This is a genomic window from Marinobacter fonticola (assembly GCF_008122265.1).
Lineage (GTDB): Bacteria > Pseudomonadota > Gammaproteobacteria > Pseudomonadales > Oleiphilaceae > Marinobacter_A > Marinobacter_A fonticola.
Map to the genome: position 1 here is coordinate 820813 of NZ_CP043042.1, position 12344 is coordinate 833156.

The 12344-nt window shown below is 58.7% G+C and carries 11 protein-coding genes; 9 read left to right on the plus strand and 2 right to left on the minus strand.

The window, feature by feature from the left end; genetic code table 11:
* Positions 1 to 147 precede the first annotated feature (147 nt).
* Both FXO11_RS03655 and pomA read right to left on the minus strand, forming a co-directional pair.
* Positions 148 to 1065, minus strand: coding sequence for a MotB family protein (locus tag FXO11_RS03655; protein ID WP_148861618.1), 918 nt, complete (start codon positions 1063 to 1065; stop codon positions 148 to 150).
* Between the two features lie 9 nt (positions 1066 to 1074).
* Positions 1075 to 1842 (minus strand): flagellar motor protein PomA, encoded by a 768-nt coding sequence (pomA, locus tag FXO11_RS03660; protein WP_148861619.1) that lies wholly within the window; start codon positions 1840 to 1842, stop codon positions 1075 to 1077.
* 290 nt (positions 1843 to 2132) lie between these two features.
* Between pomA and FXO11_RS03665 the strand changes: the two genes are divergently transcribed.
* The 9 genes from FXO11_RS03665 to FXO11_RS03705 all read left to right on the plus strand — a co-directional run bounded on the left by FXO11_RS03665 (position 2133) and on the right by FXO11_RS03705 (position 12332).
* Positions 2133 to 3491 carry an MFS transporter gene (locus FXO11_RS03665; RefSeq protein WP_148861620.1) on the plus strand — a complete coding sequence of 453 codons (1359 nt, stop codon included), beginning with the start codon at positions 2133 to 2135 and terminating at the stop codon, positions 3489 to 3491.
* Positions 3492 to 3604: 113 nt separating this feature from the next.
* Positions 3605 to 4135: a single-stranded DNA-binding protein gene (ssb, locus tag FXO11_RS03670; protein ID WP_148861621.1), complete on the plus strand. Its 531-nt coding sequence runs from the start codon at positions 3605 to 3607 to the stop codon at positions 4133 to 4135.
* A gap of 443 nt (positions 4136 to 4578) precedes the next feature.
* Entirely contained in the window at positions 4579 to 5025 is a 447-nt protein-coding gene (locus tag FXO11_RS03675) for a MerR family transcriptional regulator (protein WP_148861622.1), read from the plus strand.
* 145 nt (positions 5026 to 5170) lie between these two features.
* The gene (locus FXO11_RS03680; RefSeq protein WP_148861623.1) at positions 5171 to 6337 is read left to right on the plus strand and encodes an isovaleryl-CoA dehydrogenase; all 1167 of its coding nucleotides are present in this window, start codon (positions 5171 to 5173) and stop codon (positions 6335 to 6337) included.
* Between the two features lie 65 nt (positions 6338 to 6402).
* On the plus strand, positions 6403 to 8010 hold the full coding sequence (locus FXO11_RS03685; protein WP_148861624.1) for a carboxyl transferase domain-containing protein: 1608 nt from the start codon (positions 6403 to 6405) through the stop codon (positions 8008 to 8010).
* A gap of 14 nt (positions 8011 to 8024) precedes the next feature.
* Positions 8025 to 8834, plus strand: coding sequence for an enoyl-CoA hydratase/isomerase family protein (locus FXO11_RS03690; RefSeq protein ID WP_148861625.1), 810 nt, complete (start codon positions 8025 to 8027; stop codon positions 8832 to 8834).
* Positions 8834 to 10837, plus strand: a complete 2004-nt coding sequence (locus FXO11_RS03695) for an acetyl/propionyl/methylcrotonyl-CoA carboxylase subunit alpha (RefSeq protein ID WP_148861626.1) — start codon at positions 8834 to 8836, stop codon at positions 10835 to 10837. The genes FXO11_RS03690 and FXO11_RS03695 overlap by 1 nt, the downstream gene beginning before the upstream one ends.
* Positions 10837 to 11745: a hydroxymethylglutaryl-CoA lyase gene (locus FXO11_RS03700; protein WP_148861627.1), complete on the plus strand. Its 909-nt coding sequence runs from the start codon at positions 10837 to 10839 to the stop codon at positions 11743 to 11745. Before FXO11_RS03695 ends, FXO11_RS03700 begins: the two co-directional genes overlap by 1 nt.
* Complete coding sequence (locus FXO11_RS03705) at positions 11742 to 12332, plus strand: peroxidase-related enzyme (RefSeq protein WP_148861628.1); 591 nt, start codon at positions 11742 to 11744, stop codon at positions 12330 to 12332. The genes FXO11_RS03700 and FXO11_RS03705 overlap by 4 nt, the downstream gene beginning before the upstream one ends.
* The last annotated feature ends 12 nt before the right edge of the window (positions 12333 to 12344 follow it).

Below are 12344 nucleotides of genomic sequence, written 5' to 3' on the forward strand. Positions count from 1 at the left end.
AAATGCGAACAGGTAACGACAGAGCGGTCGTATGCCCCCGAAACCCACCAGTATACAGCGTGAGGCTGTATGCCAAGAAGCTTTATGGCGGTACGTTAACGTTGATGGGGCAGGGCAGCGATGCACCGGACCTGGCGGACTTCTTTTCTACCAGTCCAAGGCTTCCGGGCGCTTAGGGGGTTCATCCATGATCGGGTTGATCTCACCGCCACTTTGATCCATCAAGTCCTGCAGCCGAACGCGCGTTTCGTCGTGTGATTCGGAAAGGTCGACGATGATTTCTACGCGGCGATTGAGCGCACGGTTTTCCGGGCTGTCGTTGGGTACCCGGGGGTGGGTTGCAGCGAAACCTTGAACTTTGACTCGCTTGGCATCGATCCCGCCGCCCTCTATGAGCACGTTGGCGACCGCCGCGGCACGGTCGGCAGAAAGGTTCCAGTTAGAGTTATAACGTGAACTACGAATAGGGATATCGTCGGTGTGACCTTCAATGGTCAGTGCTCCGGGGATGTTATGCAGCACTGTCGCCATGCGGTAAAGCATGTCTTCGAAGGCGAATGTCAATGTGGCTGAGCCTGACGGGAACGAGCCTTTCTCCTCGATACGGATCACGATTCGATCGTTGTCTTTACGCAGGTCCAGCTTGCCGTCTTCCAGTTCCTCGCTCAGCACTTTCTCGAGCGTTTGAGTGTGAGATTCAACTTGCTGCTCGCGAGCCTGGGCCAAGCGAGTTTCGGTCTCGGTTTGAGTGGTGTTGGTGTCCAGGTTTGGCGCGTCCGGGGTGGTTTCCTGGCGCACTTCGTTGATGACCGTCGGTTCGGGCTTGGCAGCGGAAAAGTGGTCGAAAACCGGCGACGTGCCCATGGGAATCTCCAGCGCGGGCACATCGCGCTGAACACCGAAGGCTTTGGAAAGTTCATCGGCGATTTGCTTGAACTTACTGGCGTCGATCTCGGCGAATGACAGCAGCAGCACGAAAAAGCACATCAGCAGCGACATCAGGTCGGCAAAGGTTACGACCCAGGCGGGTACGCCGGGCTGGTCCTCTTCTGGCAGCTCGTCCATGGAATAGCCTTAGGCTTGGGCTTCGGCGTTCTGGTCGCGCTTGGCGGGCGGCAGGTAGCTCGATAGCATCTGCTCGATGACCCGCGGATTGCGACCTTCCTGGACGCCGATAATGGCGTCGATGATCAGCGCTTGCGACCGGGCTTCCTCGGTCATTCTCAGTTCGAGTTTGTCGGCAAGCGGGCTAGCGACCATGGTTGCGAGTATGGCGCCGTAGAGGGTCGTCAAAAGCGCAACCGCCATCGCCGGACCGATAGCTTTGGGGTCTTCCATGTTCGACAGCATTTGAACCAGACCGACGATCGTACCAATCATGCCCATGGCAGGGCCGACGTCGGCGAACGCGCGAAATACTTTTGCGCCCATCCGGTTGCGGTCGAGCGTGAGCAGGCGCTCTTTCTGCATTAGTTTTTCGATGGTCTCAGCGGGCTGGCTTTCCAGCAGAAATTGAACGCCCTGCTTCAGGAAGGGGCTGCTGACTTCCTTCTCCTCCAACGCCAGTACGCCTTGCTTTCGGGCGACGTTGGCGATATCGATGACTTCGTTGATGAGATCTTCGGTGTCGGGCAGCTTGAATGAGAAGGCGCGGGAAGCTGCTTTGAAGGCGCCCAGAAACTGGCCGAAGCTGAATTTGGCCATAACCACGAAAAGACTGCCCACGATAACGATCATTATCGATGGCACGTTAAGAAAGACCTGGCTCGAAGCACCGAGGACGATAGAGGCGCCGATAACCAGCATGGCCCCTACGAGGCCGATGAGCGTTGCAAAATCCACGAAAACCCCTGCAAGAGTTCGAGCAGTTTGACGCCGAGTGGGCGCCAGACTGGAGCGGCGTCAGAATTGACGGAAAGCTATGATACGACGACTCGCTGCCCAACTGAACGTACGAAGTCGTTAAAAAGGCAGTCTTTTTGTCAGAAAGCGTGAGTTAACGTAATGCTGACTTTCCGAAGGCGCCACGGGCTGCAATTGATCTGGACGGCTGCGTCGGCTGCCTTGTCGCCTGCCCTTCTGATACAATTCGGCGCCTTGCCGTAAACCGACCATTAGGATCTTCCCGCTTCATGAATGCCCTCGAAAAACGCTCCATAGCTGCTTTGGCTTCGGTGTACGCCATGCGCATGTTGGGCCTGTTCATGGTACTCCCGGTTTTTATGCTGCTGGGGGAGGACCTTGCCGGCGCAACACCGGCTTTGCTGGGCATTGCTATCGGTGCCTATGGTCTGAGCCAAGCGCTACTGCAGATTCCATTCGGCATGCTTTCAGACCGTTATGGGCGCAAACGACTGATCTTTTGCGGCCTGGTGATATTTGCGGCAGGCAGCCTCTTGGCCGGGGCCTCTGAAAGCATCTATGGCGTCATCGCCGGCCGTATTCTGCAGGGCGGCGGGGCGATCGCCAGTGTATTGATGGCGTTGCTCAGCGATCTGACACGGGAAGAGAATCGCACCAAGGCTATGGCCATCGTGGGTTTATCCATTGGCGTGGCCTTCTCCGCGTCTTTGTTTTTGGGTCCGCTACTCGGGGCACTCGTGGGTCTGTCGGGCATTTTCTATGCGACCGCGGGCCTCGCGCTGATCGGTATCGTGCTGGTTCATAGCGTCGTACCCACCCCGGTCGGGAAAAATACGCATCTGGATGCCCAGCCCGCCAAGGACAAGTTGCGTCAGGTGCTGAGCAACCGCCGGTTGTTACGTCTCGATTTCGGTATTGGGGCGCTACACCTCGTGCTGACAGCGGCCTTCCTGGTGGTGCCGGTTTTATTGCGTGATCAGGTGGGGGTGCCTGCGACGGAGCATTGGTGGATCTATCTCTCGGTGATGGGTCTGGCCTTTTTCGCGATGGTGCCGTTTATCATCATTGGAGAAAAAAGACGGATGATGAAACCGGTGCTTTGCGGGGCTGTCGCCATGCTTGCCCTGGCCTGTTTTGCTCTGGCCAAGTTGCCGCATACGCTGGGGTTTATGTGGGGCGGGTTATTTTTCTTTTTTATGGCGTTTAACTTACTCGAAGCCTGCCTGCCGTCGCTGATCAGCAAAGAGTCGCCAGCCGCCGCAAAGGGCACCGCCATGGGCGTCTATTCAACCTCTCAGTTCTTCGGTGCTTTCGTCGGTGGCGCCCTGGGTGGAGCGCTGCTGGAACACACTGGCGTCGAAGGTGTTTTTGCCCTGATGGTGGTTGTTTTGCTCATTTGGCTGGGGCTGGCTTTGACCATGAAGCGGCCAAGTCACGCATCGAGTTTCATGGTACAGTTGGTCGATATCAAGGGGCGTGGCGTGCAGGCGGTGGATAGCGCTTTACGGGACGTGCCCGGTGTCGAGGATGTGGTGATCCTGGTAGATGCGGATACAGCCTACCTCAAGGTAGACTATCGTCAATTCGATGCCGCAAGCCTGGAGCGGTTCGCGTTTGTAAGGCCCTAGTTTTAACGACTAGTAGCACTAATAATCAGCACTACTAATAACGAGTACCACTAACGAATTAATGCGCCGACCAGGGATGGTGGGTGACGACAGAGACTATTTGGGAGTCGAACATGGCAAGAGGCGTAAACAAGGTCATCCTGATTGGTAACCTGGGGAACGATCCAGAAACCCGGTACACCCCTAACGGCAACGCGGTCACCAACTTGAATCTGGCGACCGACGAAAGCTATAAAGACCGTCAGTCGGGGCAGTTGGTGCCCAAGACCGAGTGGCATCGCGTCGTTATGTTCGGCAAGATCGCGGAAATCGCCGGGCAGTACCTGCGTAAGGGCTCCAAGGTCTACATCGAAGGCAAACTGCAAACCCGCAAATGGCAGGGTCAGGATGGCCAGGATCGTTACACGACCGAAGTGGTGGTGGATATTAACGGCCAGATGCAGATGCTCGATAGCCGGGGCGCAGGCGATAATGCCGGCATGAACCAGGGCGCGCCTTCGCGTCCGCAGCAGCAGCCGGCTTACGGTAATCAGGACAATCAGGGTTCCTCTGGCGGTTACAGCCAGCCGCCGGCGCAAAATCAGGGTGGGGGCGGCGGCATGCCGGAGCCTGTCGATGACTTCGACGACGACATCCCGTTCTAGGATCGGGTTGGGCTCGGTTGCTCTAGACATGGAATAAAAAATATAGCCGCGTATGCGGCTATATTTTTTTAGACGTACCCACTTTATTTGCAGGAAAGTCATAGCCGATCCCGGCTCTTTTACCCGCCCTCATCGCGTCACGGCGTTCGGCCAGCGGCGTCCTAGCAGCGACTCCTTATCGTTAGAGCAATGCCGGTCATTGCTATCTTTGACCCATCGCGAGTGCGCCTCCTACAAAAAGTGAGTCAAGAGACGCTGATCAATGGGCCATGCCGAGTCTCCTGGCATTGCTGTTCTGGTCGGTGCCCCAGTCGGGCAGGGACTGTTCTGGCGCCTCCGCTATGGGCCGGTAAATTGCTGCCGCCTTCATTCCAAATTCGAGCCTCAAAAAACTTTACGTTTACGTAAACTTTATCTAACCTAAGCCTAAAAAGGACACTGCCATGGACACCAAGAAAACATACAGCATAAGCGAGCTCGCCAAGGAGTTCGATGTGACGACCCGAAGCGTGCGCTTCTATGAAGACCAGGGCTTACTGCATCCAGCCAGGCGTGGACAGACCCGCATCTTCAGCTCGAAAGACCGGGTACGCCTGAAGCTGATCCTGCGCGGTAAGCGCATGGGCTTTTCCCTGGCGGAAACCAAAGAGTTGTTCGATTTATGGGACGAAACCCTTAGCGGCAACGAAAAACAACTTCTGCTAATGCTGGATACGCTGGCCAACAAGCGAGCGCAGCTTGAGCAGCAGAAAAACGACATTGCCCAGGCGGAAATGGAAATGGATACCGCGGAAGCAAGGTGCCGCGAGGCGCTTGCCGAGCTGCAAAAGAGAAAGCATCAGCAGGCAAAGATCGCGAAAGAAGAGCCCGAATCCATAGAACCGAAGTAGTGGGGGCATCGGAGCGAGCGGATAGCGGTCTCCAAAAGCGTGCGGAGCCTGCGAGCAGGGCGATTTTACAACGTGTTTCGGTCACCGATATCCGTATGCGGAGCCCGCGACCCACACCAAATTCGAGAGTAAAAGGTAGCCAACAATGCAATCACAATACCCAGAGTTCAATTTCGGCCTTGGTGAAACGTTGGATATGCTCCGCGAGCAGATTAACGGATTCGCGGCCCAGGAAATTGCTCCCCGCGCCGCCGACATCGACCAGGAAAACCTGTTTCCCAGCGATCTGTGGAAAAAGTTTGGTGATATGGGCTTGCTGGGTATTACTGCCGACGAAGCCTACGGCGGTTCCGGCATGGGCTATCTGGCACACGTCATCGCCATGGAAGAAATCAGCCGTGCATCGGCCTCCGTAGGTCTATCCTACGGTGCGCATTCAAACCTGTGCGTAAACCAGATTAATCGCAATGGCTCCGAAGAGCAGAAACAGAAATACCTGCCCAAGCTGATCAGCGGTGAGCACATTGGCGCCCTGGCCATGTCCGAGCCCAACGCCGGTTCCGATGTCGTCTCCATGAAGCTGAGCGCCAAAGACGCTGGCGACCACTACGTGCTCAACGGCAGCAAAATGTGGATTACCAACGGGCCCGATGCCAACGTTTATGTGATCTACGCCAAAACCGACCCGGCCGCCGGACCGCGTGGCATCACCGCCTTCATCGTGGAGCGCGGAACCCCGGGATTCAGCCAGGCCCAAAAGCTGGACAAGCTCGGGATGCGCGGTTCCAACACGTGTGAGCTGGTGTTCGAAGACGCGAAAGTGCCCAAGGAAAACGTCATGGGCGGCGAGGGAAATGGGGCCAAGGTTCTGATGAGCGGCCTCGACTATGAGCGTCTGGTTCTTTCCGGTGGACCGTTGGGCATCATGCAGGCTGCCATGGATGCGGTGGTTCCCTACATCCGCGAGCGCAAGCAGTTCGGCCAGGCCATCGGCGAATTCGAGCTGGTTCAGGGCAAAGTGGCCGATATGTACACCTTCATGAACACCGCCAAATCCTACGTGTACATGGTCGCCATGTCCGCCGACCGCGGCAACACGACCCGCAAGGACGCCGCCGGCGCGATTCTCTACTCCGCTGAAATGGCGACCAAACTGGCTCTGGACGCCATCCAGCTCCTGGGGGGTAACGGCTATATCAACGAATATCCCACGGGCCGCTTATTACGGGATGCCAAGCTCTATGAAATCGGTGCCGGTACGTCCGAGATTCGCCGAATGCTGATCGGCCGCGAGCTGTACCTGAATAACTAGCTGTAGCTGGATAACTAGAGCAATTAGCACCGGGAAAGTCAGCCGACGAACGGACAACAAAAGCTATGACCATACTCCAGAGCAAAGTAAACCCAAGGTCGGAAGAGTTCCAGGCCAACCAGGCGGCCATGGCAAAAGCTGTGGCCGACCTGCGGGACAAGGTGGCTACCATTCAGCAGGGCGGCGGTCCGTCATACCAGGAGCGCCACATCGCCCGAGGAAAACTTCTGCCCCGCGAGCGCATCAACCGTCTCCTGGATGACGGCTCCCCCTTTCTTGAAGTGGGCCAGTTCGCGGCCTACAACGTCTACGACGAGGAGGTCCCCGCCGCTGGAGTCGTCGCCGGTGTAGGCCGTGTCTCCGGCACCGAATGTATGATCATCGCCAACGACGCCACGGTCAAAGGTGGAAGCTACTACCCACTCACGGTTAAAAAGCACCTACGCGCCCAGGAGATCGCCCTGCAAAACCGTTTGCCGTGCATCTATCTGGTGGATTCCGGGGGCGCCAACCTGCCGAGACAGGACGAGGTCTTCCCGGACCGCGACCACTTTGGCCGCATCTTCTTCAATCAGGCCCGCATGTCCGCCGACGACATTCCCCAGATCGCCGTCGTTATGGGGCTGTGCACGGCTGGCGGCGCCTATGTTCCCGCCATGGCGGACGAATCCATTATCGTGCGGAACCAGGGCACCATCTTCCTGGCTGGCCCGCCACTGGTGAAGGCCGCCACCGGCGAGGTGGTCAGCGCCGAAGACCTGGGCGGCGCCGACGTCCATTGCAAAGTGTCCGGTGTGGCCGACCACTACGCCGAAAACGACGCCCATGCGCTGGAAATTGCCCGGCGCTGTATTTCCAATCTCAACCGCCGCAAGCCGGCGGATGTAGAAATTCGCAAACCCAAAGCCCCGGCTTATAGTGCTGAGGAAATCTACGGCATTGTCGGCACCGATCTGCGTAAACAGTTCGACGTAAGGGACGTCATTGCCCGCATCGTCGATGGCTCAGAATTCGACGAATTCAAACGCTACTACGGCCAGACCCTCGTCACGGGCTTCGCCCATATCCACGGCTACCCCGTAGGCATTATCGCCAACAACGGCATCCTGTTCAGCGAGTCAGCCCAGAAGGGCGCGCATTTTATCGAGCTGTGCTGCCAGCGCAACATCCCGTTGCTGTTTCTGCAAAACATCACCGGTTTCATGGTGGGCCAGAAGCACGAATCTGAGGGCATCGCCAAGCATGGTGCCAAGATGGTCATGGCCGTAGCCTGTGCCGAAGTGCCCAAGATTACCGTACTGATCGGCGGCAGCTTCGGTGCGGGCAACTACGGCATGTGCGGTCGCGCTTATAGCCCCGATTTTCTGTGGATGTGGCCCAACGCCCGCATCTCGGTTATGGGGGGAGAGCAGGCTGCCGGCGTGCTGGCCACTGTTCGCCGGGAAGGCATGGAGCGAAAAGGCCAGGCATGGAGTGCCGAAGAGGAGGCTGAGTTCAAAAAGCCGATCGTCGATTCCTACGAGCATCAGGGGCATCCCTACTACGCTAGCGCCCGCTTGTGGGACGACGGCGTTATCGACCCGGCCCAGACCCGGGAGGTGGTTGCTCTGAGCCTATCCGCCACCCTTAATCGCCCGGCCAAGCCGACACGCTTCGGCGTGTTCCGCATGTAACGGAGGAGAGCGATATGACTGATCAGCCATCAGCGGTTCTGCTCAAACGCCGCGCAGGCGGTGTCGCCGAGGTCGTGCTGAACCGCCCGGACAAACGCAATGCGTTCGACGACACCGTCATCCAGCAATTGATCGAGGCGCTGGAAGAGGTGAACGCGGACAGCGGCACCCATGTCGTCATCTTGCGCTCCGAAGGTAAGCACTTTTCGGCCGGGGCGGACCTGGGCTGGATGCGCCGCATGGCGGACAACAGCCGCCAGGAAAACCTGGACGATTCGCGTGAACTGGCACGACTGATGAACGTGCTGAACCACCTCTCCAAACCCGTCATCGGCCTGGTGCAGGGAGCCGCGTTCGGTGGCGCCGTGGGCCTGGCCGCCTGCTGCGACATTGTCATCGCGACGGAAAAATCCAGCTTCTGCCTGAGCGAAGTGAAACTCGGCCTGATTCCGGCAGTGATCAGCCCCTACGTGGTGCGCGCCATCGGCGAACGCCAGGCTCGCCGCTACTTTATCTCGGCAGAGGTCTTCAGCGCCCGGCAAGCAGAGCACTACGGCCTGGTGCATATGGTCTGCGAGGACGTGGAGGCCATGGACCACAAGTGCGACGAGCTGCTCCTGCAACTTGCCCAAAATGGCCCCGCCGCCATGAAAGCCGCCAAAGACCTGGTGTTCGCTGTCAGCCACAAGCCGATCGGCGCGGACGTGATCGACGATACCGCACAACGCATCGCGGACATCCGGGTGGGCACTGAAGGTCAGGAGGGGCTTGGTGCCTTCCTGAATAAGCGCAAGCCCAGCTGGGTGCCGGAGGACAACCAATAATGTTCAGCAAGATTCTCATAGCCAACCGCGGTGAAATCGCCTGCCGGATCATTCAAACCGCCCACCGCATGGGTATCCGTTGCGTGGCCGTTTATTCCGATGCGGACGCCGATGCACGCCATGTCGCCATGGCAGACGAAGCCTTTCACATCGGCCCGGCCCCCAGCTCCGAGAGCTACCTGAAAGCCGACAAGATCATCGCGACCGCATTGGAAAGCGGTGCTCAGGCCATCCATCCCGGCTACGGCTTTCTTTCCGAGAACACCCAGTTCGCCGAAGCCTGCGAAGCCAACAATCTGGTGTTCATCGGCCCGCCGTCTTCCGCGATTGCGGCCATGGGTTCCAAGTCCGCCGCCAAAGCCATTATGGAGAAGGCCGGCGTACCGCTGGTGCCGGGCTACCACGGTGACGACCAGTCGCCGGACACGCTACGCGCCGAAGCCGAAAAGTGCGGCTTCCCGCTGCTGCTGAAAGCCGTTGCCGGCGGTGGTGGCAAGGGTATGCGCGTGGTCGAGCGTATGGATGAGTTCGATGATGCCCTGGCGGCCGCCAAGCGAGAGGCAAAGAATGCCTTCGGCAATCCGGACATGCTGATCGAACGTTACCTGACCCAGCCCCGCCACGTGGAAATTCAAGTGTTCTGCGATCAGGACGGTCACGGGGTGTACCTGGCGGAGCGGGACTGTTCGGTGCAGCGCCGCCACCAGAAAGTACTGGAGGAAGCCCCCGCCCCCGGCCTAAGCGAAGACACCCGCAAGGCCATGGGCGAAGCCGCCGTGCGGGCGGCACAGGCGATTGATTACGTGGGTGCGGGGACCGTCGAGTTCCTCTACGACGTGGACGGTTCCTTTTTCTTTATGGAAATGAATACCCGCCTGCAGGTGGAGCATCCAGTGACCGAAATGGTCACCGGTCAGGACTTGGTGGAGTGGCAATTGAAAGTGGCCTGGGGCGAGCCGCTGCCGCTGGAACAGGCTCAGGTAAAAACCCGGGGCCACGCCCTGGAAGCGCGGATCTACGCCGAAGACCCGGACCAGGATTTCCTACCTGCGACCGGTAATCTGCGTTATCTGAGCACGCCGGATGAGAGCGCCCATGTGCGGGTGGACACCGGCGTGACCGAGGGCGACGACATCAGCATCCATTACGACCCGATGATCGCCAAACTCATCGTGTGGGACGAAACCCGTGACCAAGCCATCAACCGCATGGTCCAGGCCCTGGAGCATTACCGTATTGCCGGGGTGAAAACCAACATCCGTTTCCTCCATGCCCTAGCCGACGCCCAGCCGTTCCGGGAGGCTGACCTGACGACCGGCTTTATCGATAGCCATCGTGGCCTGCTGTTCCCAAAATCCAAACTGGACACCCACAAAGCCCTGGTGCTGGCTGCCGGTTTCGTGCTGGAACAGCGTAAATCCCGGGAAGCGATCAGTACCGACCCCTGGTCGCCGTTTGGACGCCAGAACAGTTGGCGCATGAACTCCGAATACGCCCAGCCTCTGCAGCTGCAAGTGGGCGAGGATATCCACGAACTCAAAGTGCTGGAACGGGATGATCGCTACCAGGTCTTCGTGGGCGGCAGCGTATACAACCTCACCGCCCGGCTGGACGACGATTACTTGCAGGCCGTCATCAACGGCCACCGCATCAGCATTCACGGTAACCTGCACAACGATCAATTGGTGCTCTTCTACGAAGGCGATACGTTCCAGTGCACGCTGTACCGGGAAACGTACGGATTCGAGGAAATGGCCGGTGACGGCAGTCTGGCCGCGCCCATGAACGGCGCCATTGTGGCCGTGCAGATCAACGTGGGCGACAAAGTGACCGCCGGTCAGAGCCTGGTGATTATGGAAGCCATGAAAATGGAGCACGCCATCAAGGCCCCGGCCGACGGCGTGGTGACCGATGTCTTTTTCGCCGAAGGCGATCAGGTCTCCGAAGGTGCCGAGCTGATTGCCATTGAAGTGACCGCAAATGCGGAAGAGGAGGCAGGCTGATGGCCTTTCCGCAACAGGTACGACTGGTTGAAATGAGTCCCCGGGACGGCCTGCAAAACGAGCCCGGCCCGGTGATTGACACCCGCATCAAGACGGGCCTGATCGACCAGCTGGCGGATTGTGGCTTGAACCATATCGAATCTGCCAGCTTTGTGTCGCCGAAATGGGTGCCGCAGATGGGCGATGCGGCCGACGTCATGGCCGGCATCAATCGCAAGCCCGGTGTTCGCTATTCCGTGCTCACCCCCAACCTCAAGGGCTTCGACAATGCGCTGGCGGCGGGTGTGGACGAAGTGGCCGTCTTCGGCGCTGCCTCGGAATCCTTCAGCCAGAAAAACATCAACTGTTCTATTGCTGAAAGCCTGGAACGCTTTGCGCCAGTCATGGAAGCCGCCAAGCGCCACAGCATACCGGTAAGGGGCTACGTCTCCACTGTGTTGGGCTGCCCCTACGAAGGCGATATTGCCCCGGAGCAGGTCGCCAAGGTGGCGAAAGCCCTGGCCGATATGGGTTGTTACGAAATTTCCCTGGGCGACACCATCGGCGTGGGTACACCGCTGAAAGCCAAGCGCATGCTGGACGCCGTTGCGGCTCAGGTGCCGGTTGAAAAGCTCGCGGCTCACTTCCACGACACCTACGGCCAGGCCTTGGCCAATCTGTACGCGGTGCTGGAAGAGGGAGTGGCGGTCATCGATGCCTCCGTTGCCGGCCTTGGGGGGTGCCCCTACGCCCAGGGCGCTTCCGGCAACGTCGCCACCGAAGACGTGCTATACCTCTTGAGCGGCCTAGGTATCGAGACCGGTGTCGATCTCGACAAGCTGGTCGCCACCGGCGAATGGATCAGCCGCCAGCTCAAGCGTCCCAATGGTTCCAAAGTCGGACAGGCCCTCGGAGGGCACTGCAAATGAGCAATCTGGATCAGAACAAGAATGTAGTCGCGCTGGACTTGCCGATCCCCGAGGTCCGCGATTTGCCGGAAGACACCCAGAAGTACGTCCAGATCTGCCAGGAAAAGCTGGGCATGGTCCCCAATGTGATCACCGCCTACAGCCAGAACCTGAAGCAGCTCGAGGGCTTCACCCGGTTGTACAACGAGCTGATGCTAGGCGAGGGCGAGTTGAGCAAGCTGGAGCGGGAAATGGTTGCCGTGGTGGTGTCCTCGGAAAACAAGTGTTTCTACTGTCTGGTAGCCCACGGCGCTGCCGTGCGAGTACTGAGTGGCGACCCGGCGCTGGGCGAGCACATGGTGATGAACTACCGCAGCGCCAAGCTCGACAAGCGCCAGCGGGCGATGCTGGACTTTGCATCACACCTCACCCGCTCACCGTCCACGGTCACTGAAGAGCACATTCAGGGCCTGCGGGACGCCGGTTTTAGCGACCGCGCCATCTGGGATCTGAGCAACCTGGTCGGTTTCTACAACATGTCCAACCGGGTGGCTATTGCCAGCGATATGCAACCAAACCCGGAATATCACACCCAGAGCCGCTATTAGCCTCGGACGACA